The organism is Sphingobium sp. TB-6, from assembly GCF_012927365.1.
In the GTDB taxonomy this organism is placed as follows: Bacteria; Pseudomonadota; Alphaproteobacteria; order Sphingomonadales; family Sphingomonadaceae; genus Sphingobium.
In genome coordinates this window covers 20,216-45,791 of record NZ_JABBGL010000017.1, presented here as the reverse complement: position 1 = coordinate 45,791, position 25,576 = coordinate 20,216, and the positions used below count along the sequence as shown (strand labels likewise).

The 25,576-nt window shown below is 59.9% G+C and carries 27 protein-coding genes; 18 read left to right on the top strand and 9 right to left on the bottom strand.

From position 1 onward, the window contains the following. Positions 1 to 57: 57 nt before the first annotated feature. From HHL26_RS18825 to HHL26_RS18805, 5 genes are all read left to right on the top strand, one after another. Positions 58 to 753, top strand: a complete 696-nt coding sequence (locus HHL26_RS18825) for a hypothetical protein (RefSeq protein ID WP_226870471.1) — start codon at positions 58 to 60, stop codon at positions 751 to 753. Continuing rightward, positions 746 to 1,489 carry an RES family NAD+ phosphorylase gene (locus HHL26_RS18820; RefSeq protein WP_061940023.1) on the top strand — a complete coding sequence of 248 codons (744 nt, stop codon included), beginning with the start codon at positions 746 to 748 and terminating at the stop codon, positions 1,487 to 1,489. The genes HHL26_RS18825 and HHL26_RS18820 overlap by 8 nt, the downstream gene beginning before the upstream one ends. A gap of 439 nt (positions 1,490 to 1,928) precedes the next feature. Further along, on the top strand, positions 1,929 to 3,131 hold the full coding sequence (locus HHL26_RS18815) for an AAA family ATPase (RefSeq protein ID WP_061940020.1): 1,203 nt from the start codon (positions 1,929 to 1,931) through the stop codon (positions 3,129 to 3,131). After that, positions 3,128 to 4,162, top strand: coding sequence for a ParB/RepB/Spo0J family partition protein (locus HHL26_RS18810; RefSeq protein WP_061940018.1), 1,035 nt, complete (start codon positions 3,128 to 3,130; stop codon positions 4,160 to 4,162). Before HHL26_RS18815 ends, HHL26_RS18810 begins: the two co-directional genes overlap by 4 nt. Positions 4,163 to 4,374: 212 nt before the next feature. Then, positions 4,375 to 5,610, top strand: a complete 1,236-nt coding sequence (locus HHL26_RS18805; RefSeq protein ID WP_226870473.1) for a replication initiator protein A — start codon at positions 4,375 to 4,377, stop codon at positions 5,608 to 5,610. A gap of 2,454 nt (positions 5,611 to 8,064) precedes the next feature. On the opposite strand, the gene HHL26_RS18800 is transcribed toward HHL26_RS18805, so the two are convergent. Then, complete coding sequence (locus HHL26_RS18800) at positions 8,065 to 9,105, bottom strand: hypothetical protein (RefSeq protein WP_226870488.1); 1,041 nt, start codon at positions 9,103 to 9,105, stop codon at positions 8,065 to 8,067. Between the two features lie 231 nt (positions 9,106 to 9,336). Between HHL26_RS18800 and HHL26_RS18795 the strand changes: the two genes are divergently transcribed. The 7 genes from HHL26_RS18795 (at position 9,337) to HHL26_RS18765 (ending at position 15,272) form a co-directional block, all read left to right on the top strand. Further along, complete coding sequence (locus HHL26_RS18795; protein WP_061940015.1) at positions 9,337 to 10,932, top strand: tyrosine-type recombinase/integrase; 1,596 nt, start codon at positions 9,337 to 9,339, stop codon at positions 10,930 to 10,932. A gap of 582 nt (positions 10,933 to 11,514) precedes the next feature. Next, on the top strand, positions 11,515 to 11,973 hold the full coding sequence (locus HHL26_RS18790; protein WP_061940014.1) for a helix-turn-helix domain-containing protein: 459 nt from the start codon (positions 11,515 to 11,517) through the stop codon (positions 11,971 to 11,973). A 3-nt stretch (positions 11,974 to 11,976) separates the two neighbouring features. After that, complete coding sequence (locus HHL26_RS18785; RefSeq protein ID WP_061940013.1) at positions 11,977 to 12,573, top strand: PIN domain-containing protein; 597 nt, start codon at positions 11,977 to 11,979, stop codon at positions 12,571 to 12,573. Between the two features lie 129 nt (positions 12,574 to 12,702). Further along, positions 12,703 to 12,840, top strand: coding sequence for a hypothetical protein (locus HHL26_RS18780; RefSeq protein ID WP_157078347.1), 138 nt, complete (start codon positions 12,703 to 12,705; stop codon positions 12,838 to 12,840). A gap of 84 nt (positions 12,841 to 12,924) precedes the next feature. After that, a complete protein-coding gene (locus HHL26_RS18775) occupies positions 12,925 to 13,254 on the top strand; it encodes a transposase (RefSeq protein ID WP_062733598.1) in 330 nt (109 codons plus the stop codon). Beyond that, a complete protein-coding gene (tnpB, locus tag HHL26_RS18770) occupies positions 13,251 to 13,598 on the top strand; it encodes an IS66 family insertion sequence element accessory protein TnpB (protein WP_062733600.1) in 348 nt (115 codons plus the stop codon). Before HHL26_RS18775 ends, tnpB begins: the two co-directional genes overlap by 4 nt. Positions 13,599 to 13,658: 60 nt before the next feature. Then, complete coding sequence (locus HHL26_RS18765) at positions 13,659 to 15,272, top strand: IS66 family transposase (protein ID WP_061940031.1); 1,614 nt, start codon at positions 13,659 to 13,661, stop codon at positions 15,270 to 15,272. A 98-nt stretch (positions 15,273 to 15,370) separates the two neighbouring features. On the opposite strand, the gene HHL26_RS18760 is transcribed toward HHL26_RS18765, so the two are convergent. After that, complete coding sequence (locus HHL26_RS18760) at positions 15,371 to 16,021, bottom strand: SOS response-associated peptidase family protein (protein ID WP_076605811.1); 651 nt, start codon at positions 16,019 to 16,021, stop codon at positions 15,371 to 15,373. A gap of 62 nt (positions 16,022 to 16,083) precedes the next feature. Further along, a complete protein-coding gene (locus HHL26_RS18755) occupies positions 16,084 to 16,260 on the bottom strand; it encodes a DUF3606 domain-containing protein (protein WP_064485883.1) in 177 nt (58 codons plus the stop codon). Positions 16,261 to 16,434: 174 nt separating this feature from the next. Between HHL26_RS18755 and xth the strand changes: the two genes are divergently transcribed. Together xth and HHL26_RS18745 are read left to right on the top strand one after the other, a co-directional pair. Next, the gene (gene xth, locus HHL26_RS18750; protein WP_061940008.1) at positions 16,435 to 17,232 is read left to right on the top strand and encodes an exodeoxyribonuclease III; all 798 of its coding nucleotides are present in this window, start codon (positions 16,435 to 16,437) and stop codon (positions 17,230 to 17,232) included. Between the two features lie 299 nt (positions 17,233 to 17,531). After that, the gene (locus HHL26_RS18745; protein ID WP_240962502.1) at positions 17,532 to 18,632 is read left to right on the top strand and encodes a GGDEF domain-containing protein; all 1,101 of its coding nucleotides are present in this window, start codon (positions 17,532 to 17,534) and stop codon (positions 18,630 to 18,632) included. A 630-nt stretch (positions 18,633 to 19,262) separates the two neighbouring features. On the opposite strand, the gene HHL26_RS18740 is transcribed toward HHL26_RS18745, so the two are convergent. Genes HHL26_RS18740 through HHL26_RS18720 form a run of 5 tightly spaced genes read right to left on the bottom strand, consistent with a single transcriptional unit; the run spans position 19,263 to position 21,514 of the window. Next, the gene (locus HHL26_RS18740; RefSeq protein ID WP_061940006.1) at positions 19,263 to 19,616 is read right to left on the bottom strand and encodes a hypothetical protein; all 354 of its coding nucleotides are present in this window, start codon (positions 19,614 to 19,616) and stop codon (positions 19,263 to 19,265) included. Continuing rightward, complete coding sequence (locus HHL26_RS18735) at positions 19,616 to 20,188, bottom strand: alpha-ketoglutarate-dependent dioxygenase AlkB (protein WP_061940004.1); 573 nt, start codon at positions 20,186 to 20,188, stop codon at positions 19,616 to 19,618. Before HHL26_RS18735 ends, HHL26_RS18740 begins: the two co-directional genes overlap by 1 nt. Beyond that, complete coding sequence (locus HHL26_RS18730) at positions 20,188 to 20,829, bottom strand: SOS response-associated peptidase family protein (protein ID WP_226869718.1); 642 nt, start codon at positions 20,827 to 20,829, stop codon at positions 20,188 to 20,190. Before HHL26_RS18730 ends, HHL26_RS18735 begins: the two co-directional genes overlap by 1 nt. A gap of 28 nt (positions 20,830 to 20,857) precedes the next feature. Continuing rightward, a complete protein-coding gene (locus HHL26_RS18725) occupies positions 20,858 to 21,223 on the bottom strand; it encodes a hypothetical protein (RefSeq protein ID WP_061940000.1) in 366 nt (121 codons plus the stop codon). A gap of 12 nt (positions 21,224 to 21,235) precedes the next feature. Further along, positions 21,236 to 21,514, bottom strand: coding sequence for a hypothetical protein (locus HHL26_RS18720; protein ID WP_139111424.1), 279 nt, complete (start codon positions 21,512 to 21,514; stop codon positions 21,236 to 21,238). Positions 21,515 to 21,531: 17 nt separating this feature from the next. Here HHL26_RS18720 and HHL26_RS18715 point away from each other — a divergent pair, with 17 nt between their 5' ends. From HHL26_RS18715 to HHL26_RS18700, 4 genes are all read left to right on the top strand, one after another. Continuing rightward, entirely contained in the window at positions 21,532 to 22,290 is a 759-nt protein-coding gene (locus HHL26_RS18715) for an ImuA family protein (RefSeq protein WP_201030957.1), read from the top strand. Then, positions 22,205 to 23,725: a DNA polymerase Y family protein gene (locus tag HHL26_RS18710; RefSeq protein WP_061939996.1), complete on the top strand. Its 1,521-nt coding sequence runs from the start codon at positions 22,205 to 22,207 to the stop codon at positions 23,723 to 23,725. The genes HHL26_RS18715 and HHL26_RS18710 overlap by 86 nt, the downstream gene beginning before the upstream one ends. Before the next feature lie 154 nt (positions 23,726 to 23,879). Next, the gene (locus HHL26_RS18705; RefSeq protein ID WP_162492719.1) at positions 23,880 to 24,041 is read left to right on the top strand and encodes a hypothetical protein; all 162 of its coding nucleotides are present in this window, start codon (positions 23,880 to 23,882) and stop codon (positions 24,039 to 24,041) included. Positions 24,042 to 24,079: 38 nt separating this feature from the next. Next, on the top strand, positions 24,080 to 24,415 hold the full coding sequence (locus HHL26_RS18700; protein ID WP_139111425.1) for a hypothetical protein: 336 nt from the start codon (positions 24,080 to 24,082) through the stop codon (positions 24,413 to 24,415). A gap of 140 nt (positions 24,416 to 24,555) precedes the next feature. Here the strand turns inward: HHL26_RS18700 and HHL26_RS18695 are convergent, their stop codons facing one another. Further along, positions 24,556 to 25,254: a sigma-70 family RNA polymerase sigma factor gene (locus HHL26_RS18695; protein ID WP_170825570.1), complete on the bottom strand. Its 699-nt coding sequence runs from the start codon at positions 25,252 to 25,254 to the stop codon at positions 24,556 to 24,558. Between the last annotated feature and the right edge of the window lie 322 nt (positions 25,255 to 25,576).

The following is a 25,576-nucleotide window of genomic DNA, read 5'->3' as shown; positions in this document are numbered from 1 at the left end:
ACGATGGACCATTGAATATTAAGATTATCACTGTATATTGATAACCGAGATATTCGAATGGAACAGATGATGGCATCGATCCCCAATAGCGAACTGGCCAGTCTCGGCATTGAGGCGCTGGCCGGTTCTGTGCATGAAATCCGCGAGCGGCTGAAGGGGGCGGACGATGACCAGATCGTTGCGCTCAAGCTCGACCATGGCAGCAAGCGGATTACTGCGGCATTTGCAGAGGCCGTGCGCCTCATTGCACCGATGATCGTACGCAAGATCGCTGATCAGGAAAATGCGACGCTCGAAAAGCTGGTCGACGCCCTTGTCCCACAGGTTCCGTTGCCCGAGCACCTGCTGACCGAAGCGAGGATGAACGCCGAAGCGCGCAAGGCGGTTCTGGAAAGCGGAGAATGGTTGAGCGCTGCCCAACTATCAGAGATTGCTGGTTTTAGCGGACAAAATGCCAGCGCGCAGCCCAACAAGTGGAAGCGCGAGGGCAAGATCTTCGCCTTGCGGCGCAATGGCAGCGACTATTATCCTGGTTACGCCCTCGATGCAGATGCGGGCTATCGCCCTGTCAAGCAGCTCGCGCCAATCCTGAAGCTGTTCGGCAATGATTTGGAAGATTGGGATATCGCGGTCTGGTTCGCGTCTGCGAACAGCTTCCTGGGTGGCGTGGCGCCGAAGGATATTTTGGCGAGCGCGCCTGACCGCGTGCTTGCGGCGGCCGAAGACGAGATGGCAGGGGTGCTGCATGGGTAAGGCCAAACGTCCGGCCACCCCAATGTCCAGCAAGTCCACCGCTCCTGATGTCCCGACAGCGACCCGCGCGGCTGCCGGCATTGGTGCGACGCGGTTGATCAAGGCACCGCCGTCGGACCTCGATAAGTTGGTGAAGCGGACAAGCTGGACATCTGGCGAGATCATTCATCGTGTCCATCCAGATGTGTACACGGCGGATCAGTTTAATCCCGGTCTCAACGGCAATGCGCGGTTCAGTCCGATCTGTGATGCCGCCGGCAATCCTATCCCAACCGTCTATGGCGGCACGACCTTCGAGTGTGCAGTGATGGAAACTGTCTTCCACGATGTCCCCTTTGCAGCGGGCCTGAAGACAGTCGCCAAGCGGAAAATCCGGCATCATCATCATTCGCAGCTCATTTCAGCTGCCGAGCTGACGCTTGCGAACCTCACCAACAAGGCCCTGCGGAAGCTTGGTATCCCACGCGCCGATCTGATTGACACGGAAAAGGATCTCTACCCGCAGACGCGAGCATGGGCCGAAGCGGTTCATGCCCAATGCGCCGACGTGCAAGGCTTATGCTGGGTGTCTCGCCAGGACGACACTGCTCAGGCGATCATCCTCTTTGGGGACCGGCTTGCGCCGGGTCTTTTGACCCTTACCGCGCCATCGGTTGACCTTGTCGGAGATGACGCGACTTATGCGGGACTCGTCAAATTGGCCGACGACATAGGGGTGAAGCTTATCGGCAGATAAGCCGCCGCTGGTTGGAGCGATCAAGTGCCATCGGTCAAACGATTTTCAGATGCGGACTGGATTCTTTGAGAAGGTGAGCCGCAGCGTATCGCTGCGTGACGGGGCTATTGTGCTGCTTCGTCCGAACTCGCGCAAAGCATCCTCACCTTGGCACATGGCCAACCAAGGGACGAGTATGCGGTGATTTGTCCCCGTCCTTTCGCGCCGTGTGCATGTTGAGGCGGGAAATCAGTACAGGGCATTGCCTTTCGCACCTTCTGGGTACGAGGAAAGGTGGCTGCAGATACAGGTGGTTCGTGGCAAAAGAGCATTTTCGAACCTTCCGTCGCAACCTAGTTCGGAAAAAATCTCCTAAACCGGCAATTTATTGACAACCATAGCGATGCTTCATATTTTATTGGCAACCGTACTTCGCGAATGATTCGGCTGGGGCTCCTTTATGATTGATACCGTTTCCAACCTGAAGGCCATGGTCGAAAACGGTGAGGCCCTTAGTGCCCAGTTGAAGAAGGTCGCTTTTCGACCGCGGGCCCGGAAAAATCTCGAATTGACCTTTGGTCCGGGACGCGCAGCGGATTTAATCGGTCGCACTCCCGAGGCGTTGACTAAGGCAGAGGCGAAAGGTCGGCTGCCGGCCCCCAAGATTGGTGCCAACGGTCGGCGCTATTACACGCTCGAGGATCTGACGCTCATCCGTCAGTCTCTCGGGATCATTCCGGGAAAGCAGGCACATGAGCCTGCGGTCGTTTTAGCCGTTCAGAATTTCAAGGGTGGCGTCGGGAAAAGCACGATCACCAAGCATCTGGCCGATTATCTTGCGCTTCAGGGGCTAAGGGTACTCGTCGTAGATTGCGATCCTCAAGCCTCGACCAGTTCCTTGTTCGACGTGGACCAGGAAGAACTCTGGGATAGCGACGAGACGCTTGCGCATTTCTTGGCTCCTTCCGCGCCGCTCAGCGAATTTCGCCGCACCATCCGTGATACCGCTTGGCCAACGACCAAGATCGTCCCGTCGAGCCTAGGCCTGGGTGAAATTGAGTGGCACATGGTCGCAGGCGCGGAAGGGCGCGAAGAGATCATGCGTAGGTTCGGTTTGCTCAGGGCCGGTATCAGTCAAGTTCGCCGCGAATTTGATGTGATGCTACTCGATCCACCTCCAGCAATGGGATTTCTCGGGATGAATGTTATGGCCGCTGCGAGCGGTCTCGTTGTCCCGGTTCCGGCCCGGCAGCTCGATTTTCTATCGACAATTCACTTCATGACCAACATTGCCGACACGCTGGAAGCTCTCAATGAATATAACATGGGCGTGAATTACGACTTTATTCGAGTTGTTGCCTCAAATTACTCGCGATCCGCCGATGGGGAGGCCGGTATGCTGCGTATCTTGCAGCAGATGTGCGGCACGAACATGTTGACCAATCCCATTCTAGCGTCTGAAGAAATCAAGAATTCGGTACAGGAGTTCCGGTCGGTCTATGAGTCCGACAAGCCGATCTCCTCGCACAAAACCTTTACCCGTTGCCGAGACAACCTCGATCTGGTTTTTTCGGAGATCCTTCATGTGATCCGGCAACAATGGCCCTCCACGAGTCTGACGGGTTTTGGCGATCAAAATATGCTGGATGGTGAGGCCGCATGAGCAAGCGCGCGTTATTCGACGAAGTCATTGCCAATGCGGCTGCAGAGCAAGGTGAGAGCACGTCCGCTGCTGAAGGGCCAGCCCAGTCCCGCGCCCGCAAACCAATGAATTTCGCGACGCGGCGGCTCGATAATTTCGAAGAAGCCGCCAAGATGCTAAAAAAGCCGGCGATTTCGCTCAAGCCTGATGAAGTGTCGATCTGGCCGGGCAACGCACGGGACTATTCAGCCCTGAGCGAAGATCGAGTCCGCACGTTGATTGACTCGCTCGTCGCGGAAAATGGGAACCGAATTCCTGTCATCGTCCGTCCGACCCCCAATGGGGAGAAGCGCTATGAACTGATCACCGGTACGCGGCGGCATTGGGCGATCGCCTGGCTCAATGCCAATAATCATCCCGAGATCAGCCTCTATGCATCGATCGAGGATCTAACCGACGAGGCAGCATTTCGCGTCGCGGATATCGAAAACCGTGAACGGGAAGATATCTCCGACTACGAACGGGCGACAAATTATCGCGAGGCCCTCAAGTCCCATTATGAAGGCGTGCAGCGCCGGATGGCCGAGCGACTGAAGCTGAGTCCCGGCACGCTTTCCCGCTATATTGCTCTTGCCGAGATGCCGCAGACGATTGTCTCTGCCTTTGGCTCACCGCGCGATCTGACTCTCCATTTCGCGAAGCCTCTCCTGCCTTTGATTGATGATCAGGAAAAGCGCCAGCGAATGGAAGATGCTGCCCGCTCGATCGCAGAGGAACAGAGCCTCAAACAGAGTTTCGACGAAGCGATTATCCCCGCCAATGAAGTGGTGACGCGGTTGCTGTCTGCGGCGAACAATAAGCAAGCCCGGGCACGGAGGCAAAAGCAGAGCCTTCTTACGCAATCGGGCCGTGAATTCGGAGTGGTCGAACGTGATCGCGCCAGCGAGTTGATGATCAAGATCGTTCCTTCTGAGAGTTCCATTGACGAGCTCATGGAGAGCTTGAGGGCTGCCATTGAGCGCTCCAGGATTTGGGCAAAGGGTAAGGCGTGAGGCAAGCTCAGCGCCCATTTGTCAAATGCACAAAATGGCCGATTTGCCGTTTAAAATCATTATGTTCGCATGGATGTTGCCGACGGCAACATCTTGCAGCTTTTAGCGTTCGAGCGTTTTAGAAAATGGTGGAATCCCCCCCTAGTCTTGGCCGGCAGGTCCAGCTCAGTTTTGAGATGTTCACGCCCCTGCCAGACTTTGGGGATATATCGTTGCGCGACTATCAGGAGACGATGCAACGCCCCTTCTTCTCGCTAGCGAAGAAGCGCGTGAAGCCGATCCAATATCTTAGTCCTAATGGCCAGGTGAGCGTCCACGTTTCAGCCAACCCGCACTACGGGATGGCGACTATATGGGACGCGGACATCATGATCTTCTTCGCATCCTATTTGAACGAGCAGCGGCAGCGCTCGAACAACTTGTCTCCTACGATCCGCGTTCATCCAGCGGATATTATGAAACTGATCCGCCGTGATACATCCGGGAGAGCCTATGAGCGGATGCGCGACGCGCTCGATCGGCTGCAGGCCACCACCATAAAGACGAATATTTGCGCGAAGGGCAAATCCAGGGAAGTGACTTTCTCGTGGATCGATAGCTGGACCCAGTTGATCGACGAGCGACGCAATAAAGTCCTGTGCATCGAAGTGACGCTTGCAAAATGGTTTTTCGACGGCGTCCTGGACCAAAAGTCCGTCTTGACCGTCGATCCCGCGTATTTTGATCTTAAGGGAGGGATAGAGCGTTGGCTCTATCGCGCTGCACGCAAGCACGCCGGCGGTAATGGTGCGGAAGGCTTTACTATCGGTTTCGACACACTTCTTCAGAAGAGCGGTAGCGAGCAAACGTCAGCTAAGTTCAAGGCGTCGCTGCTGGCCATTGCGCGTGCCGATTCCTTGCCCGAATTGCATCTAGAGGTGCTGGACGAGAAGTCGGCCCATCCAAAGCTTTGGATGGTAATGCGCAAAGACTGGCAGGGGAAGGCAAAGCCTCAGCAAGTTCTACCCGCCCCTTCCGCAGCAGAACCAAAACGAGAGGTTGTGCCGGCCACGCGAACGCGGAGCGTTAAACGCCTTGCGGAAACGCTAATAGATCCCGAGGATCTTGTTTCCCCGGCCGACATGGCAGCCTTGGTTGCCAGCACGGCAAATGGCTTTCGCGTGTCTTCACAAGGGCCAAAAACCCTTTCGCCCTCCCCTGCCCCCGTTTCATCTGCAAAGCCGGCAACCCGGCGCCGCGGTAACCGTGCACAAGATGTAATCGATCAGGAAACCTACACTGCCATTCGCCGGGATTTCCCAGGCTGGGACCTCGACGTTCTGATGGCGAGGTTTGATAATTACATTGCAAACAACCTTACCGAATTGCCGGCGAATTATTCCAAGCGCTTCTACTTTTTCATGAAGAGCCATCACCAGCGGAACAAGCACACCTTGCCCGGCAGTTAACCGGCTTAGAGGGTTTGCAGATGACTTAGTTTGCGTCCCATCGGTTGGAAGTCGGCTTCCTCCCGCTGAAAAGATGCCTCTCGGCAACTCCTATTAGATCAGAATGTACGGTTCATCGTGCTATCGCGGATAGCGGAAATGCCTCATATTTACCCTGGTGCTCCACGCCCAACTGTAGAGGATGTCCCCTGACAAGACCTCCGTTACGCCACTCTCAAGGCCGTGTCTGATAGCACGATGCGAGCATGCGTCAGGACGACGTCAGTGCAACGGGGCTGATATCTGCCCCCCTCCCCTTTCCGGCTCTTATCCTCTTCGAAAATCGAATAAGAATTCAATGGCTCTCTCGAGTACGGCTAGTTGGAAGCCGATGCGCAATATCTTTGGAAACACCAGATAGACGATTATTTCGTTCACAACGGGATACAGAAGCTATGAATCTGACCTCAGCCAGCAGCCCCAAGGTTTCTAAGAACAAGAAAGCGCAAAATCCATTATTATCGTGTTTTTTCAATGAAATAGATAAGATGTTGCCTTCGGCAACACGAGCCTTCGCCCCCCCCCCATGCCTCCCCGGTACGTGGTCCGCTTCAAAGTTTGTGTTAGTCGATTTGAGGCATCGCTCCCGACTAAACGATTGCATCCACCAGCGCTCAGCGGCTTAAGTAAGTCAAGCAGGTACGAGCACCCGATTTCTCGTAACGCGGTGCGATGATCTTACGACCGCCTGCCCATTTAAGCGTGCAATCTCTGCGTCCCATTTGGTCACGGTAGCCGAACGAATTCTACGCTTATGCCTGTTAGGCGAATCCGGATGCCCCCTGCCAAAGGGCGAGTTGCCGGTTATTAAAGCGGGATGTTCCGCTGATGCTGCAGACAAATAATTAGCTTCCACGTCGGCTATTATCAGCGCCGCTATGCACAATCTTGTCCATTGCTGAAGCTGCTCGCATGGCGACTTCCGAACCCTGCCTCTACGTTTCAGCATTCTGAGCGAGATCAGCGACCCTTTGCATTGGTATAGCAGGGGAACGCTTACGGCTCCCCCAAGTTTATTTGACTCAAAACCCCACTTCGCAATGCGCGTTCAAGGAAGGACTGGCCTGTAAGTCGGTCACACCGCACTTCTTCATTTTACCGCACGGCCCACCCAATACACTGCCATCATGGTAATCGATGCGTCCTCAGGCTCCAGCACATACACGTCTCGGATCGAAAGTCCCTAACAGGACTGACGCCGCGATTGACTATGCAATCGCTACGCGTGATCGATCCGCGGTCTGACGGCAGGAGAGGGGGAAGTCCTCATTTAGGCACATTAATACCTAGGGAGATCGAGAAATGCGAACTGGCTGAACCCTGCAACGGTAAGCCACCTGCAAGAAAGATGTTTGACGAATGTGACAGCCCGGTGCCTGATAGCACGATGAACATCCACAAGGCATTTTTGGATCGGCGGAAAGCTCATCCCCGATAGCACGTTAGAGTCGTTCACAACTCGTTTTCGGCAATGGTGGGAAAAGCCGAAACAGCAAGAAAACTGATTCGAAGCCGGGGCTTAGCGACGAAAGTAGATAGGCCACGACTGCATTCCATCGTGCTATCAGAGCCAGAGTGTCGCCGCTCTCAGTTTAGGCAATCGTGCTATCACAGAAGCCCGATCGTGCTATCGCGCCGCTGAGAACGTGCCATCACGGATGATCTATCGTGCCATCGCGCCGACCCCAAAATCTGCGAATCGTGGAGTCAGCACGATTCGCATCAGGTGCGACTTCTCTTAACTCTCTAACTTCTCCATAATCCCATAACCATGGCGCCTACGGCGCTGAGATTTGAGTTTGAATTTTTAGATGAGATTACCTTCATAAAACTTCTCGATGTTCCTCCAACTAGACCGCTGTTAGAGGTAGCTCCCCCCGCAAGAAAATCCTCCGGTTTACCCCGATGAGGGTCGCTGCGCCGTAAATGATGCTGGCGTTTGAGGCATCTGACGGTCGCTATGAATGGCCACAATACGCCGCACCTTTATAACGGCCTTGCATCAATCAGGCAGCGTGGCACAGAAGAATTCATCAGTGAGCTGCTTTCCGCTGCGGACCTGGTAGCCACCCGAGGCGGGGGACGGAATACTTTCCTAGCTACATTGATCGGCCTAGCGAAAACTGCATCTGATGAACTTATGAAGTCGCCTTAATCTGGGAAGGACCGTCGGGGGACCCGGTCGATCGGACGGCCACACCAAAGCTGTTACGATAGAATGATGCAGTACCCCTCCAGTATTAAGAAACCTCACGTGAACAGAGCGATCACGCACGCGTCGTTACCCAATTCGATGCAACTCAGAAGCGGAGCATGCGAACAAAACATGAAATATCCCTAAAATGCTGTCAGAAGGCCGTAGGACGCATCGAAATCTTTCAGGTCAAATGGTAAGGGGTGCCCTCGTTTTGGCGCTCACAGGGGCTCTGGCGGGACGTGATTTTCACCCTCATCATCCCAAATTGTGGGCTCAAAGAGGTCGATGACCGGCGGCCGAGATCGGGCGGGGGAGGGGGCCACCCCGCTGACGGGGATCGTGTAGCTGCGAAAGCTCGCCTGACCGGTCCGCTCGATGAGCAGTCCCTCGGCCTCGGCGGTCGCCAGTAGCTTGATCGCGCCGGCGGACGTCAGCCCAAACTGCTTCGCGACCTGGCTGCTGGTAATGGCGGGACGGGCCATCGCGAACAGGATCACGTCCTTGAGTCGTCCGAGCCGTCGGCGGTCCGCAAGATGGAGAGCGGCCCGCTGCGCATAGCTTCGCAGTTGCACCTCCAGGTCGAGATGGGCGTTCGCCCCGGCGACGATGGCTCCGAGCCAGAGGTGGTCGAGCTCGTGGCCTGAAGCGATCTTCCAGGGACCGCCCGCGCGTTGCAGGCCGAGGGCTGTCAGTCCACCTTGCGATCCGTTCCAGCGCCCCGGACCCCAGCGATCGCCGATCAGCAGGCTGGCCACGACATCACCGCGGGCGAGGGGCGCGAACTGCCGCCACAGCGCGGCGATCCGGCCGCCATGGAGCAGGGGAGGGGAGGGGGGTAGTACTTGGCAGGCCTTGCTCCAGGCCTCGATTGCCGGTAGCATTTCCCATGGCTCGCGGCGGCCCGGGATGTGCTCGTCGGAAGGACCGGTTTCAGCACCGAGCCACGCCAGCAGGGCAGAGGGGTCGGCCATGAGTTCGTCCAGGGTGATCGGCATGCCGATGGCGTGCTTCCAATGGGTCAGGTCATAGGCACTGGTGATGGCGCGTCCTCGGCCGTTGATCGTGACCGCGTCCTCGGGGAGTTCATAGGCGTCGATCCCGGCCAGGGCTTGCCGCTCAGCCAGCGCCATGCGCGCCTTCCAGGGCAGGCGGACGGGACTGAGCCGGAGGCGTTCTTCCACCCGTGCGAGCGCGGTTTGCGCGTCGGCATAGGCAAGGAGCAAGGCCGGATCGAGCAGGGGAGGGGAGGAAGCCATCATTTTTCGCCAAAATCTCGCCTTTAATGGCGAGGTGTATCGTTCCAGACTCGATTCATTAAACGGCCTGTTTGTCTGGGTTATCGGATCAGATATTAAACTGAAAGACGTTTTTAGAAAGTCTGTTGGTGCATCTAAAATATTGGATCAATGACAAGGGCCATTATCATTGATCCAAAATGTTGTTCGCTATATGATTTTGCCTTCGATTTGTACCAATATGAGCGGACTGGGATGACTGGCGAAGGCAGAAGACCGTTGCGCGGGCTGCGCGCCTTTCTCGATCCGGCCTTCGAGTCGGATCATACGCCTGTTCCTTCGGTGGAGCAAACGGACGTCGCTGGAAGCGCGGTCATGGGCGACGACCAGCCGATGGAGGACGGGCAAGCGGTATCGGTCCGCGCAGCGGAGGGCAATGTTGCGCCCTTGGTCATTGAAGAAGCCGACCCATCGGTGGCGATTGGACCGCTCGCGCCGTTGGCGACCGCCGAGGGAGTTCGGCCGACCACACTGGTCCTGCCCGCACCGGGCCAGCGTTGGGCCTATGGCGCGCGCCAGCAATATGTCGCGCAGCGCAGGGCGGAGCGCGCGGCGGAGCAAGCGCTCACCCCGCTCCAGCGGTTCGAAGCCGCTCTGGCGATGCTGCCGACCACGGGCCGGCCCGCCGCGAATCTTGATCTGGTCGAGGCGACGCTGGCCGCCATGGCCGCCAACACGGTACGCGGTCTGCTTGCAGACATGGCGGGCTTTGGCGAGGCATGTCGCCGGTCTGGGGTGAGCGCGCTGCCAGCGCAGCCTATTTCGGTAATCCAGTATTTAAAGGCGCGCGGAGCGGGGGAGGGCAGTCTCGCCAAGGCGAAGCCGGCGACGCTTTCGCGCACCCTCTGGGCGATCGCGACCTTCCACCGGCTGTTCGATCTGCCCGACCCGACCAAGGACAAGCTGGTCGCGCTGACGCTCAAGGCCTTGCGCCGCGAACTGGGAACCGCCCAGCGCCAGGCGCGGCCGTTGCGCTACAAGGGTTCGGTCAGCGACGTTTTTGACGGCGACGCGCGAGGGATGAGCCTGAAAGCGCTGCTCGACGGATGCCCCCACGACGAAAAGGGGATGAGGGACCGGGCGTTGCTGTCGGTCGCCTACGATACGGGCCTGCGCGCTTCCGAATTGGTCGCGATCGACATCGCCCATATCCAGCCGGCTAGTGATCCCGACACCCGGTTACTGCATATCCCGCGCCATAAAGCGGATCAGGAAGGGGAGGGGGCAACCGCATTCCTCTCGATGCGGAGCACCCTGGCCCTGAACGCTTGGATCGCGGTGATGGCCGATCTGCTGGGCGTTCCTGAAATAACGAAGGGACCTATCTTTCGGCGGTTGTTTATCAAGCGCTTGAAGGCGGTCGATCCCGCTGTGTCGCGTGCTGCAGCGCGCCGGGAGGCCGCCGCCACGCAATGGGGATTGTCCAGTTTGATGCCAGAAGCCAAGGCAGCGCGGCGCACTGGCATCGATCCGATGACGGCCGTCAGCCTGGGCGGTGCCGCGTTGCAGCCGCAGGCGGTAACGCAGATTTTCAAGACGCGGGTCCAGGGGGCCTGGGACGCAGGACTCTTACCGGATTTGAGCAAGGACGAACTGGCCCAATGGGTCAAGGGGATCAGCGCGCATTCGACGCGCATTGGGATCACCAACGACCTGTTCGCGGCGGGTGAGGATATCGCCGGGATCATGGATGCACTACGCTGGAAATCGCCCAAGATGCCGCTCAGCTACAATCGTAATCTGGCAGCGGAACATGGTGCGGCGGGCCGTCTACTCTCCAAACTGCGTTAGCGGATGTCGGGCTTCGGGTTGTTGCCATAATCAATCATGTAGCGAGGGTGGAAATCCCCCACGACCTTCCCGCCTATTTACAGCTCCGCGCATGCCGCCGGCGATGCGCAGATGCGCTTCTGTAACAGGTGGCACAAAGCGCGGCAGCAGATTCTCTCTCACTCAGGGAAAGGCGTCTGGCAATCGACCGATTCCGCCTCGCGACCGTCCACGGATCGGTGATCAGGATCGTCTGCTCCATGCTATCCGCGTTGATGATCATGAACCGGCATTTTGGTAACAACAAATGGCTTGTTAGGAATTGGTGATCATCAATGGCCTCGAGCTAAGGCGCAAGGCTCTACGAGTGGGGTGCGGACCGTTAAATGAGCCGACCCGAGCAGCTTAGGTCACAATTAGCACCGGTGGATACGGTGCTGTTCACCCACAGGTTTCGAGCTTCGCACGACCTGGCAGGATCCTGTCGTGACGTGAGATGCTGGTGTGGGAATGTCTGCTCTGCCAGCGCAGGAGATGTTTCGTCTGCTTCGATGGTTGCGTTTGCTGCGATTATTGACCATATAGGCCGAGAGGAGACGCGCCATGACCATGCCCGCCTTTGCGGAAGAAATCGGTAGCCGCTTGCCCTCCGCTGGTGAGAAGGATGCTGCCAATCAGCTTCGCAAGATCATTGCCGCGCATGCCGCCGGCGATGCAAAATTGCGCCTCCTGGAAGAGGGGGACAAGACCCCCACCGAAATCACACTGACACCCGCCATATCCCAATTGCTGATGGAACTGCTCAGGCATATCGGCAAGGGAGACGCAGTCACCCTCGTGCCGATCAGTCAGATGTTGACGACCCAGCAGGCTGCTGACGTGCTCAACGTGTCGCGGCCCTATCTCATCTCCCTTCTCAACAAGAAGGAGATTGCCCACACATTGGTGGGGCGCCACCGGCGCGTGCGCGCCGAGGATTTGTTTGCTTACAAGCGTGAGCGGGATGGGATTCGCTCCAAGGCACTCGACGATCTGGCGGCGGCCGACGCCGAATTGTTCTGATCCTTGTTCGCCAATCGCTACACGGCCTTCATTGATGCCTGCACGCTTGCCAGCGTGCTGCGCAGAAACCTGTTGCTGACATTGGCGGAAGCGGATTTCTTTCGCATCAGATGGTCGGCGCCAGTTCTAGAGGAAACGGGCCGAGCCATCGCGAAGATACTCGTCAGCAAGGGGCGATCGCAGGCGGAAGCGGAGGAAATCGCAGCAACCCAAATTTCCCGAATGCGTCAGGCATTTGGCGAAGCGGAGGTTGTTGATTTCGCTCATCTCACTCCGCTGGTGGAGGCCCTACCGGATCCGGACGATGCGCATGTGATCGCTGCGGCCGTAAAGACTCAGGCCGCCGCGATCGTGACGGAGAATCTCAAGGACTTCCCGGAGGCCCTGCTGGAGAGCTTGAATCTGGAAGTCCGGTCGGCAGACGACTTTATTGCCGATACCATCGCGCTTGATACGGGCCGCGCCGTCGCGGCAATTCGCCGGATGCGCGGGCGCTTTCGCAGGCCCGAAAAGTCCGCACATGACCTTTTGCTGGACATGGAGGCGGCAGGACTGGTGGCCACCGTGGACGCTCTTCGACCGCATGTGGGATCCCTCTGAAACTTTGAATTGAACGCTTTGACGCAGGGAAAATGCTCGGACGGACTTGGAGAGTGGAATTTGGAAAGGCGGACGTTGATTTCCCGCTTGCCATGCACCCTCACAGTTTGACCAGGCTGCCGTACTTCATTGAAGAAACCCCTCTGGCCGATCCCGAAGCTGATCGAAGCGGTCGGCGATCGCGATCCAGCGGGCCACGCCCGTCTCATCACCCGCCACGGCCAGCGCAGTGACACGCTCGGCTATATGCTCGTATCGCTCCGGTGAGGGCCGCCTTGCAGTGATCGGCTGATATTTCGAGATGGCACCGGTGCAAGCACTGGTGTTTGCACCGGTACAAGGGACGGTGCGATGAGTCAGATGACGGTAATTTCGGGCCCAGAACGGCGGCGCGTCTGGACCGACCAGCAGAAGCGCGAACTGGTCGCTGCGGTTTCGGCGCCCGGGGCGAACGTGGCGGAGATTGCCCGCCGTGCTGATCTGCGGCCGAACCAGATTTACAGATGGCGGCGGCAGATGGAGCAGGCAGCGCAGGGCTTTGCCGAGGTGCAGGTGCAAGCCGATCCGGTGCCAATGATCGGATCGGCGATCACCGTCGAGTTCGAGCGGGCGATCGTGCGCATTCCCGCTGGCGCATCGCCTGGGCTGGTGTCGGCAGTGCTGCGGTCGGTCAAGCCGTGATCCCAATCCCCTCCGGCGTTCGGATATGGATCGCGACGGGGCACACGGACATGCGGCGCGGCATGCGTAGCCTGGCCCTCCAAGTGCAGCAGAGTTTCGGGCGTGATCCCTTCGCCGGGGATCTCTACATTTTCAGGGGACGCCGCGGCGACCTCTGCAAGATCATCTGGCATGACGGCGTGGGCATGTCGCTTTATGCCAAGCGATTGGAGCGCGGGAAGTACATTTGGCCCTCTGCGGTGGACGGCGTGATCGCCATTTCCCCCTCGCAGATGGCCTGCATGTTGGAGGCGATCGACTGGCGTAATCCGCAGGCCACATGGCGCCCGACATTGGCCGGATAAAAGCCCCGGCATGACCTAAAAAGCTAGGGATTCCGGTGCTTTTCCGCTATGTCGTTGGCCATGGGGAACGAGGCGCAAGCAGAGATCGACAGCCTTCGCGAGCGGCTTGCCGCTGCCGAGGCAGTCGCCGCTGAAGTTGCCCGCATCAAGGCGATCAACGCCGACCTAGAAGCCCGTAACGCCCTTCTCGAACTGCAGAACGAGAAGATGCGCCGCACCCTTTTTGGCCAGCGGTCCGAACGCACACGCCATCTGCTCGACCAGATGGAACTGACCTTCGAGGAGTGCGAGACCGCTGCCAGCGAAGATGAGCTTCTGGCTGCCCTGGCAGCGGCGAAGACCAATGTCGCACCGTTCGAGCGCAAGCGGCCCGCGCGCAAGCCCTTGCCCGAGCATCTGCCCCGCGAACGCTTCGTCATCGCCGCGCCCGAGGCATGCCCCTGCTGCGGTTCGGATCGGCTATGCAAGCTGGGTGAGGATATCACCGAGACGCTTGAGGTCGTGCCGCGCCAGTGGAAGGTGATCCAAACCGTTCGGGAGAAGTTCTCCTGTCGCGATTGCGAGAAGATCACCCAACCGCCGGCACCGTTCCACGTCACGCCCCGCGGACTCTTTGGCCCGAGCTTCCTTGCGATGCTGCTGTTCGAGAAGTTCGGCGCGCATCAGCCGCTCAACCGCCAGCGGGATCGTTATGCCCGCGAGGGCGTGGACCTGAGCCTTTCGACCCTGGCCGATCAGGTCGGCACCTGCACCGCTGCGCTGATGCCGCTCTATCTGTTGATTGAGGCGCATGTCCTGGCCGCCGAGCGACTGCATGGCGATGACACCACGGTGCCGGTGCTGGCAAAAACCAAGACCGATACGGGCCGGATCTGGACCTATGTCCGGGATGATCGGCCATTCGGCGGGCCAGCGCCGCCGGCAGCGATCTTCCATTATTCCCGTGACCGGCGAGGCGAGCATCCCGTGGGTCATTTGCGCAGCTGGACGGGCATCCTCCAGGCCGATGCCTATGCCGGCTATAATGCGTTGTTCCATGCCAACAGACTGCCGGCGCCGCTGACCCGCGCCCTATGCTGGAGCCACGCGCGCCGTTATTTCTTCGAACTGGCCGATGTCGCCGCGCAGATCAAGAAGCGCCGCAAAAAGGCCGTCATCTCGCCGCTGGCAGTGGAGGCGGTCCGCCGCATCGACGCGATCTTCGACATTGAGCGCGCCATCAACGGCAGACCGGCCCAGGAGCGTCTTGCCTTCCGCCGGGAACTCAGCGCACCGCTGGTTGCCGATCTGGAAGAATGGATCCGGGACAATCGGTCAAAGCTATCGAAGAACAGCGATGTGGCCGAGGCCATGGATTACATGCTCAAGGCATGGCCGGCCTTCGCCGCGTTCCTCGATGACGGCCGCATCTGCCTTTCGAACAACGCGGAGGAACGCGCGCTGAGAGGTATAGCATTGGGCAGAAAATCGTGGCTCTTCGCTGGTTCAGACCGCGGCGGTCAACGCACGGCCTTCATGCTGAGCCTTATCGGCACGGCAAAGCTCAACGACATCGATCCGCAGGCCTGGCTCGCCGACGTCCTCGCGCGCATCGCCGACATCCCCCAGAACCGTCTCCACGAACTGCTCCCCTGGAACTGGCGCGCCGCAGAAGATCAACGCGAAGCCGCCTGATCCGCGGCCCTCACCGGAGCGATACATATGCTCTGGCGCCTGTTCGCCAAAGCGCCGCTCGATAGCGAGCGCCTCGGCCCATCGTTCCTGCTCCGGGGTCACAGCAGCGTCGCGGCAGACGAGGGCGCTGAGCGTGGCTTGTTCCATGGCTCGCTGGTCCGCTCCATGGCGATCAGTTCATCAGGAAAGCAGCGCTCTTGAAAACCTAGGATGTCGTCAAAGCTGCCATGAAGCCATTGCGCATATTCATGTTCATGCAGGAGAACCGGCATTCGGTCATGAACCGGGCGGATGGCCTCATTGCAGTCAGTCATCGCGCCGGAGAAGACCGGCCCCCATTCCGGGCTGTCGCGCCACAGGCCTGCCCAGGCGAAGATGGGACTATCACGCAGCGAGAACCAGCTCCGGGTCTTGGCCCCAGCCTTTCCTTCAGCTTCCGCAAAGTTTGTGAGGGGAATGAGGCAGCGAAATTCGGGTTTGCGCGCAGCGCCGAGCCAGAAGGGCTTGCGTAAGTCAGCGATATTGTTGACCGGCTTGGGCTTGGACTCCGGTTTCATGCCCTTGAGGCGAACCGGCCAGCCCCAGGTCATGCTTTGAAGGAGGCGAGTGCCATCCTGCTCTCGCACCACCATGCCAGGCGTGCCGGGATAGACCTCGTCGGGCGCGTTAAACTGGGTGACCGGCGCCGCCACGCCGAAATGCGCAGCCACCTCGGCGGCGGATTTGCGCACGGTGTAGAGGTTACAAATGAGGCGATCCTCCTTCGTTGGAGGAGCAGCGTAGCACCGCGGATCGTCTCGTCAAAGCGGGCCTATGTGTTGAGATAGGCAGCGACAGCATCGACGCTGTTGCCCACCGCCTCCACCGCTTCCTCCAGTTGCTCTTTGCTGGCGCCGAAGCGGTTGGTCCAATATTGTACCTCATAGTCTTCGCCGAGCGCGATGCGCGAGCTGTCCTGCGGCCCGCGTGCGGTCTTTTCATTAGCCATTGCCTGCGCCTTCATCATCGTTGCCCGGTTCAACGCAGAAAGACGTTCGACGTTTCGTGCTGTGATCGACCGGCGGCCCTTGGATGTCCGGCAGAAACGGAACGACTCGATCAGGCGGCGAGTAGTAATGTTGGGCCGCGTGCGAGAAGCGGCCGACCAGGAGCGTCCATATCTGTGAAGATCGCCACCTATAATGTAAATGGGGTCAATGGCCGGCTACCAGTGCTGCTGCGCTGGCTTTATGAGGCGGAACCCGACATTGTCTGCCTCCAGGAACTCAAAGCCCCGCAAGAGAACTTTCCCGAACGTGCCATTCGCGATGCGGGCTATGATGCCGTCTGGCACGGTCAGAGCCGGTGGAACGGCGTCGCTATCCTCAGCCGTATCGGCGAGATCCACGAAACCCGTCGCGGCCTGCCCGGCGATCCCGATGACGGGCAGAGCCGCTATATAGAGGCTGCGGTCGGCGGCGTTCTGATCGCTGGTCTGTATCTGCCCAATGGCAATCCTCGGGCCGGCCCCAAATATGATTTCAAGCTGCGCTGGCTCGACCGGCTGCACGCGCATCTGGCATCGCTCGTTGATCTGGACGCGCCGGTGGTGGTCGCCGGAGATTATAATGTCATGCCCACCGACCTCGATGTCTATGCGCCCGATCGCTGGCGCGATGACGCACTCTTCGCGCCCGAAGTGCGCGCGGGCTATCAGCGGCTTCTCGATCAAGGTTGGACGGACGCGCTTCGGCACAAGCACCCGGGCGAGGCCATCTACACCTTCTGGAAATATTGGCGTGGCGCGTTCGAGCGCAATGCGGGACTGCGGATCGATCACCTGCTGCTGAATGCCAAGGCCAAAGCCCGGCTAATCGCGGCCGAGGTCGATACCGCGCCGCGTGGATGGGAGAAGACGAGCGACCATGCGCCGGTCTGGATCGAGTTGAAGGATAAGGCCCGAAGAAAGAAGCGGAGCTGACGTCTCAAAGGCTCATGGCCGCTCATCTTTTAGCGGCACGGCTTCTGGCGGACCCATGGCGAAGGAATGGCTGGCTGCATAGCAATGACAGGCGCGCGCGGCGGCGCGGTCGGCTGCCCCCGGATCTGCCACGCATTATCTCATCGGTAGGGCGGCCTTAACCATCGACCTGAGATTACTGCGCCATGGAGAGACGAAAAACAGATGGTCGCAGCGCTCGAAATCTTTCGGTCAAGCGCAGCATTCGTCCTCGTTTGCCCGATGCCGTGTACAGGGATCTGGTCGCCCCGCTCTTCACCATGAGCATGCCTATCGCGGGCTTCGGCCTGCTCTATCTGTTCGTCGGAACGCTCATTTATCTCAAATGGCAAGATGGCGTGATTGCGGCTCTCACCGGAACATCTGTGTTGGTGACGGCGGCCAGGCTTATTCTGATCGGCGCCTTCCATCGCGCCGGGGGCGCCGGACAGGAGATTGTCGCCCTGCGAATCTGGGAACGGCGCTACGCTGCGCTAACCTATATCTTCGCGATGCTGTTGGCTGGCCTCAACATCCGCGCGCTCATTGCCCATGCGCCGCTTATCCACATCGGAACCATCAGCCTCATTTTTACCTTTGGCGCGGGCATCGTTTCACGAAATGCGAGCAGGCCGCGCCTCTGCGTGATCAGCCTGATGCTGGCGGTTCTGCCAACGGCGGTCGCCATGATGGTCCATGCCATGACCGAATATGACGAGCCGCTCCATGCCGAGTTTTTCGCGCTGGAAGGCGTGCTTCTCCTGGCAGTCGGCTTGATGAGCCTTGATTCCGTGCACCACCTTCATGCCGCTTCGGTTGAGCATCTGACCACCCAACATGATCTTGCGAATCTGGCCCGCCACGACCCGCTGACAGGGCTGTCCAATCGCCTGGCTTTGCGTGAGGCCTTTTTCGCCAGCCTGGAAACATCGCGCAGGTCAGGCGATCAGCTTGCGATCCATTATCTCGATCTCGATGGCTTCAAGGCCGTCAATGACGCTTATGGTCATCCAGCGGGAGACCAACTGCTGGTCGAGGTCGCCCGCCGGCTCATTGCGACGGTCAGGACGGACGACGTCGTATCGCGCCTCGGGGGCGATGAATTCATTCTTGTCCAGAGCCACGTCCAGCATCAGGATCAGGCTGAACTGCTGGCGCGACGCGTGATCCGGCAGCTTAGCGAACCCTATATGATCGCAGGCGTCGAAATGCGGGTATCGGTGAGTGTCGGCATCAGCATGGCCCCTCAATTTGGCCTGGACCTCGAGCGCCTGATCGGTTGCGCAGACGCCGCCCTCTATCGTTCAAAGGCACGCGGAAAGGCCCAGGTCCATTTTTGCGGTCCGGAGGACTATCAGGAGATCGGTCGGGCGGTCGCCTGAACGCGTCAGCCAAAAAAAAGGCCGGCCAAATGAATGGCCAGCCGTACTGAGTTTTAGGAGAGGATGCCTGAAAGGCAGGGCGCATATGGCGCCAAATGAACGATCCGACAAATGCGGAGGCTGCGACGCCGGGTGCAGCTTTTGCAATCAGTGCAATATGCGGCTGAGAGGGCGAGCTTAGCGGCCGCGATAATGCTGTTTCTCAACAGGCGCGGTGACTGAGGATGAGTCCGGTAGCATGGAGTAGGACCGGTGCGACCCGAAGGCTTAGCTCATCGGCCGGTCCATGATCAAAATCTCAATTTACGCTACGGAATGCAAATTTGCTGGGCTGCGAAAATCAACCACTTACCGCATCTGCAAGGGATTTATGAACTTGGATTAAAGTTAAGGCGCTCCCAGAAATCTGAACCCTATGTTAATGACGAGTCGCGACCCGAAGGCTCTGGTTTTCAGAGACTTCTACTGACCCGGCCATTCATTGAGAGTGGTCGGGTCGTTTTTGGTTAAGTGCCGGACCGAAACGGTCTCCATTGCGACCAACGCGATCCGGACCGGCAAGGCCGATATAAGATTGGAGTGTCAGCCGGGGAAACGGCTTGTCTGCGTTACCGTGATCGAGGAAGCCGATCAGGATTGGGTATGTTCATCGCTCAGGGCTCCGAACCATTGGGCATAGGGGGTGTTACGGGCGAGATGCCGATTATAGTCGGGCGCGCCATCCCCCCACCACACGGGCCCGCGCTCGCCGAGCTGGTGTTTGACGGCGTCCACTGCATCGCGCGCGCTTCTCTCCACGTTGGCATCCTTGGCACGCAGCGCCTCGCCCACCTGCCTTCGCGCCGTCATCAACTGATGGACCAACTTGGCCCGCTCGGCCTCGCCGAGGGCAGGGTTGCTCATCCGCCAGAGACGGCCACGCACGACAAAATATCGCCCGTCTGGCGTAACCGGATATTGGGGCTTGGCGTGCCTGCCTGGCATCAGGCCGGTTTGAGGCTGCGAAAGGTGATCGACCAGCGCGGTTCTTCTTGTTCGGTGATGCTATGCTCCCATGCATGCCGGGCTTCGCCCGCCAGATGGTAGATGGAGCGCGGCTCCAGCGACACCGTGCGGCGCTCGAACCCATCCGCCGTTCGGCGCCTGAAGCGCATCGGGGCGGCGCCCCCCAGCGAAATGCCGACGACATGCTCGAACACCGGCCGGTCCTTGTGCCAGCCAATGCCCGCGCCCGGATCGTATCGGATCAGCAGCGCCTGGACGAGCGCGTCTGGCGGCAACGCAGCAAAGCGGGCGGCACGATTGCGCAGCGGCAGCAGCCAATCTGGCAGGGGATCGGCCGGACCAAAGCTACCCCGCTCGAAATCATAGTTCCAGCCATAGCTGCGGGTGAGGCGCTTGCCGGTCCATTTCTGGAAACGGAATGGCGCCAGCGGTGTGGCATCGATCCGGGTGATGAGTTCTGCTTCTTCCGCATCGGAGAGAAAGCCCGGCTCATACCGCAGGCCCAGCAGAAGCGGAGGCGCGAAAAGGTCGATCTGGTGGGCAGACGCCATCACAGGAGCGCCAGCTGATTATCTGCAGAGGGCGGACGCTTGCCGCTCCGCCAGAGATCCTCGGTTTTTTCGACGCGGAAACGCTCGGCCGAAAAGGGCGGACGGAACTGGAAACCGATCACGTCCCGGATCTCGCCGTGGAGCCAGGCGTCATATTCATGAGGGTCGAGCAGCACCGGCATACGGTCATTGGTCGGACGCACGGCGTCATTCGCTTCCATCGTCATGCCGGCATAGACCGGACCTTGTTCGGGCATGTTCCGGCAAAAGCCCGCCCAGGCCATCAGGGGCTGGCGCTTTAAGGAAAACCAGGTGCGGGTCCGCTCACCCGGTACGCCGTCGGGATTGGCGAAATGCGTCAGCACGATGAGGCAGCGATAGCGCGCATCCTGCGCCATATGATCCCACATCGGATTGGTGAGATCGGCGACCAGCCCGATGCGGCCCGGTTCCTCGTCGCGTTCGCGCATCTCGCGGGTCAGGCGGCTAAACCCCCAGGTAACGCCGCGCATGATCCGCCGACCCTTACTCTCGAAAACCACAAGGCCAAGCGCGCCTTCGGTGGTTTCGAACGGGAGCTCGATTGGCGCGGGCATATCTGCGCCGAAATGCGCGGCGACCTCGCTCAGTCCTGCAGCCATGCAATGGAGCCTCGACATGGCAGGCCGATCAGTTTGGCTTCTGGCCGTCGTCGGCGACAGACATGAAGCGGTCGAGCAGAGCGTCGATCGGATGCATGCCGGTTTCTTCGAAGGTCGAGCGCAAATTCTGGGCTTGCTGTCCCAGCATCTTGCCATAGGCCTCCCCGCCTTTGCGTAGGCTTTGCCGCGTCGGGAACTCAGGCGCCTGCTCCATGATGCAGGCGAGGCCCATCAATATGCCCTCGACCGCAAGATCGGGATCGACCGTCTGCTCGCTGTCCCGAACCGCTGACCCCAGGACCAGCTCCAGTGTCTGCTGGGCGACACGAAGCCGCAGGGCCTCCTCGCGTGGCAAGGTGTCGAGACCTTCGATCGGGATGATACGCGGGGTCATGCTTGGGCCTCCTTACCAGGGAATTTCATCATCGGTGACAAGCGCGGGATCGTGGCTCGGATGATAACGCGGCGGCGTCGATTCGCGCTCCGATTCATCCGCATGTGCGAGGGGCGCTTTTTTTCCGGAGCCTCCTCCCCATGCTTCAGGCTCAATTTTTTTCGCTGCACAACCATGGGTTTTCCCGCTTTGTTTCGAGAGCGTACCGCCGATCCTGAACGAGCAACGACTCCAGTGCGTTGACTCATACTGTAATTGGAACAAAATAGGAACAATCCAACCGCGAGCCACAAGGAGGCCCTTCGATGATGGAAAGAGGGGCGCGCCCCCGCGTTGCTGCCCTGCGCGCCCAGATTGCCGAGATCGAAGGCACAGAGCGTAGGCGCAAAGAGGTTCTGCCATTTGGCTTGGAAATGGTCGATGCCAAACTGCCCGGCGGTGGTCTGGCGCTAGGAGCGCTGCATGAAGTGGCTGGCGGCGCGCAGGGCGTGACCGATGGGGCGGCCGCCGCCCTGTTCACTGCCGGTATTCTTGCGCGGGTGAGCGGTAGCATCCTCTGGTGCATGACCGAGCCCGACCTGTTCGCGCCAGCGATTGCGCAGGCTGGACTTGATCCCGATCGCGTCATCTATGTGGAAGCTCGCGATGAAACAGCGGTTCTCGCCTGTTTCGAGGAAGGACTGCGCCATGGTGGATTGGGCGGTGTGGTGGCGGAACTCGCGCGCCTGTCGATGACCTCCTCGCGGCGTCTCCAACTGGCAGCCGAGAGCAGCGGCACCATTGGAATAGCGATCCGGCGCTGGCGGCGCCTGGCCGAGGCGTCGGACTTTGGCCAGCCGACGGCGGCCGCGACGCGATGGCGGGTGACAGCTGTTCCATCCGACCCACTGCCGGTGCCGGGTGTCGGCCGCCATCGCTGGTTCGTTGAGCTCATACGGTGCCGGGCAGGAGAGAGCGCCGATTTTCTGGTGGAAGCCTGCGATGCGACAGGTCGTCTCGCTCTTCCTGCCGACCTGGCCGACGGATCGGCTGCGTCGCAGGCTTGGGCAGAGCGCGCCGCCTCCTGACGCGCCGCTGATCCTTGCTGGCATCGACGGGCAACGCCGGGTGGTCACCGCGGCGAATGCCGCCGCGCGCATGATCGGTCTGCACACAGGCATGGCGGTCAGCCAAGCGCAGGCACTGGTGCCTGATCTCCTCATCCTGGATGCCGAGCCGCAGTCGGACCGGGACGGGCTGGAGCGGCTCGCCGTTTGGTCGCTGCGCCGCTACGCACCGATTATCGCGGTCGATCCGCCCGATGGGCTGATGCTCGATATCACCGGCGCTGCCCATGTCCATGGCGGCATCATGGGCCTGCTCAAGGACATCGTGCAGCGGCTGGCCGAGGTGGAGACGGTCGGGCGCGCGGTGTGTGCGCCGGCCTATGGCGCGGCGCATGCGCTGGCCCGCTATGGCCCGGAACCGCTGCGCGTTATCGATCCGCTCGACCTCGAGGAGGCGATTGCCGATCTGCCGCTGGTCGCGCTGCGCCTGGACCAGGCCATCGTCAGATCATTGAGCCAATTGGGCCTGGAGACGATCGCCGATCTGGAAGCCATGCCGCGCGCCTCGCTCGCGCTGCGCTTTGGATCGATGCCGGGGCTGCGGCTCGACCAGGCCTATGGCCGTGTCGCCGAGCCGTTCGAGCCAGTTGCAGCACCGCAAACCATCGAGGTAGAACGCCGCTTTGCTGAGCCGATCGGCGCGCCTGAAACCCTTGCCCGCTATACCCACAAGCTGGTCGATGGCCTGTGCCAGCAGTTGGAGGAAGCGGGCGTTGGCGCGCGCAGGCTGGATTTGCGCTTCCACCGGGTCGACAACCGGGTCGAAGCCATCCGGGCAGGACTCGCCAAGCCCAGCCGTGACAGGAAGCAGATGGGACGGCTGCTCTGCGACAGGATCGAAACGGTTGATCCTGGCTTTGGGGTCGAGAAGATGGTGCTTTCCGCCCCCCAGGTCGAGCCATTGGGGCTTCGCACCATCTCGCATCTGGGCGAAACGCCGATGCCCGATGTCGCCATGCTCGTCGATATATTGGGGAACAGGGTAGGGGAGGAGCGGCTCTACCGGGTGGCCGCGCGCGAGAGCGATATTCCCGAACGCTCAGTCACCCGCATTCCGCCCATGGCCGATCCGACTTTGCTGCGCTGGCCTGAACGCTGGCCGCGCCCGGCCCGGCTGTTCAAGCGGCCCGAGCCGATCGACACCATGGCGCTGCTGCCCGATCATCCCCCGGTTCATTTCGTGTGGCGGGGCATGCGCCGCAAGGTGAAGCGGGCCGATGGACCGGAGCGCATCTATGGCGAATGGCATGTGAGTGATGAGGAATGGCTGAGCGTCCGCGACTATTTCCTCGTCGAGGACGAGACGGGCGCGCGCTACTGGGTCTTCCGTCAGGGTGATGGCATGGACAGCGCCACCGGCGGGCAGGGCTGGTTCCTGCATGGGCTGTTCGCCTGATTGCAACGAGCGGTAGCGTGATCGGACGCCCAGGCCCGCAATGATCGCACCCCGCGCAACCAGTAACCGGACAGGCAGCTCTTATTCGCCGCAAGCTTTGCTTTATTGCGCCACCGTCACTCTACCGTCATAGGCTCGGCCGATGGATGAAAAAATGAACGCTTTGATTTTACGAGTGATCGCGCGCGCGCCGCAATGGCTGCGCCATGATCTGGAATCCAAGGATGCCGCCGCGCGCGGCCGCGCCGAAGAAACATTGGCAGCGATGATCAGCGACGCACTTGCCAACGGAACTGCCGCAGCGGAAAAGGATTGAGGGCAGACAGTCATTTTTGCCTTGAGAGGATGCAAGCCGTGGAGATTGCCATGTCTGCGCTTCCTCTTGTCCTTATCCTAATGTTGACGGGGTCCCTCACGGCCACGGCCACGGCCGCTGAGCATCACGCGTCATTCCATGTCGCCTGCGCGCAGGGACGCAGTCTTGGCCTGCGGATCGAAGGACGGCAGGCGCGGGTGCAATTGGCCGACGGCGAACTGGTTCTCGCCCGCAAACCTTCATCGCTGGGCCGACATTTTCGCAGCGGCGACGCCACGCTGAACCTCGACGATGGCTTTGTCGCTTTTGCTCGACGAGGCGACTGGGATTGGCAGGACTGCCATATTGATCCGTCATTCGTTTCAGAACGGTGATCAATCCATCTTGAATTGCTACGCAAAAGGCATAGCTTGGAATGTGTCGCTCCTCCCTTGGGGCGACACCTCCCTGAACCTCGGCCCCGCCGTGCAGCTTTGCTCCGGCGGGGATCCTTTATGCGACGGCGCGCTGGTCTTCAGGCGGCTGTTGGCAGCAGGGGCAAAGCGATTGGTATGGGGACAGGAGCGCGGCGTGCCTGGATCTTTTCCAGATCAGCAAAGATGCTGATGACCGCCTGATCGCCATCTTCAAAGTCACGCCACTTGGTGGTGAGCACGCCGCCATCGATCAGCGCCTCCAACGTGGCGCGGGCGCGGGATACCCGGCTTTTGACCGTTCCGACGGCTGTGCCCATGATTTCGGCGGCTTCCTCATAGGAAAGCCCGCCCGCGCCTACCAGGATCAGTGCCTCACGCTGCGGATCGGGCAGTTCGGCCAGAGCGCGCATCATGTCGCGCAGTTCCACGCTCATATCCTGCCCGGCGGGCGCCGCGAGCTTGCGGTCGGCGACTACATCGTCCCAATCGCCCACGAAACGCTTGCGCCGCATCTGGCTGAAATAATGATTGCGCAGGATGGTGAAGGTCCAGGCCTTGAAGCTGGTTCCCGCAACGAAGCGCGCGCGCGCCGCCCAAGCCTTCATCATGGTCTCCTGAACGAGATCGTCGGCAGCGTCAGCGTCATGGCACAGGCCGCGGCCAAAGGCGCGCAGATGCGGGATGGTTTCGGCGAGTTTATCCTTGAAATCCTTGTCCGAGAGCGTGGGCTTGATGTCTTCCTGCTGATTGTCGCTCACGCTGCTCTCCAATCCCAATATCTCAATGAAATAGAACATTTCGCTTGAGCATCTGTTCCGGTTTCGAAAGCGGCCGAAACGACAAGACCCCGCCAGCGGGAGGCTGGCGGGGCCGAAGTTTCACCGGATCAATCAAGCGGGGGGCAATAGTTCGACCCGATAAAAGCAGAACGCCCTCTCAGGCCGTCGGTTCCAATCGGGGCCTCTGTAGAAGGGGCAACACGCCCCCGCCGATCGCGGCGGGCAGACCGAGCTTGGCAAGGGAGTTGACCGTGCAGGATGCGCCATGGCCGGAGACCGCCCCTTTTTGCCGCTGTCGCCATCACCGTGGGCGATTGGCCCGCCGATGGGGCTGCGGACA

Excerpts from the sequence above, each read along its gene's own strand:
- HHL26_RS18825 (WP_226870471.1), top strand. The coding sequence starts at position 58 with ATGGAACAGATGATGGCATCGATCCCCAATAGCGAACTGGCCAGTCTC.
- HHL26_RS18820 (WP_061940023.1), top strand. The coding sequence starts at position 746 with ATGGGTAAGGCCAAACGTCCGGCCACCCCAATGTCCAGCAAGTCCACC.
- HHL26_RS18815 (WP_061940020.1), top strand. The coding sequence starts at position 1,929 with ATGATTGATACCGTTTCCAACCTGAAGGCCATGGTCGAAAACGGTGAG.
- HHL26_RS18810 (WP_061940018.1), top strand. The coding sequence starts at position 3,128 with ATGAGCAAGCGCGCGTTATTCGACGAAGTCATTGCCAATGCGGCTGCA.
- HHL26_RS18800 (WP_226870488.1), bottom strand. The coding sequence starts at position 9,105 with ATGATGGCTTCCTCCCCTCCCCTGCTCGATCCGGCCTTGCTCCTTGCC.
- HHL26_RS18795 (WP_061940015.1), top strand. The coding sequence starts at position 9,337 with ATGACTGGCGAAGGCAGAAGACCGTTGCGCGGGCTGCGCGCCTTTCTC.
- HHL26_RS18790 (WP_061940014.1), top strand. The coding sequence starts at position 11,515 with ATGACCATGCCCGCCTTTGCGGAAGAAATCGGTAGCCGCTTGCCCTCC.
- HHL26_RS18775 (WP_062733598.1), top strand. The coding sequence starts at position 12,925 with ATGAGTCAGATGACGGTAATTTCGGGCCCAGAACGGCGGCGCGTCTGG.
- HHL26_RS18765 (WP_061940031.1), top strand. The coding sequence starts at position 13,659 with ATGGGGAACGAGGCGCAAGCAGAGATCGACAGCCTTCGCGAGCGGCTT.
- HHL26_RS18755 (WP_064485883.1), bottom strand. The coding sequence starts at position 16,260 with ATGGCTAATGAAAAGACCGCACGCGGGCCGCAGGACAGCTCGCGCATC.
- HHL26_RS18745 (WP_240962502.1), top strand. The coding sequence starts at position 17,532 with ATGAGCATGCCTATCGCGGGCTTCGGCCTGCTCTATCTGTTCGTCGGA.
- HHL26_RS18740 (WP_061940006.1), bottom strand. The coding sequence starts at position 19,616 with ATGCCAGGCAGGCACGCCAAGCCCCAATATCCGGTTACGCCAGACGGG.
- HHL26_RS18735 (WP_061940004.1), bottom strand. The coding sequence starts at position 20,188 with ATGGCGTCTGCCCACCAGATCGACCTTTTCGCGCCTCCGCTTCTGCTG.
- HHL26_RS18730 (WP_226869718.1), bottom strand. The coding sequence starts at position 20,829 with ATGGCTGCAGGACTGAGCGAGGTCGCCGCGCATTTCGGCGCAGATATG.
- HHL26_RS18725 (WP_061940000.1), bottom strand. The coding sequence starts at position 21,223 with ATGACCCCGCGTATCATCCCGATCGAAGGTCTCGACACCTTGCCACGC.
- HHL26_RS18715 (WP_201030957.1), top strand. The coding sequence starts at position 21,532 with ATGGAAAGAGGGGCGCGCCCCCGCGTTGCTGCCCTGCGCGCCCAGATT.
- HHL26_RS18710 (WP_061939996.1), top strand. The coding sequence starts at position 22,205 with ATGCGACAGGTCGTCTCGCTCTTCCTGCCGACCTGGCCGACGGATCGG.
- HHL26_RS18705 (WP_162492719.1), top strand. The coding sequence starts at position 23,880 with ATGAACGCTTTGATTTTACGAGTGATCGCGCGCGCGCCGCAATGGCTG.
- HHL26_RS18695 (WP_170825570.1), bottom strand. The coding sequence starts at position 25,254 with ATGTTCTATTTCATTGAGATATTGGGATTGGAGAGCAGCGTGAGCGAC.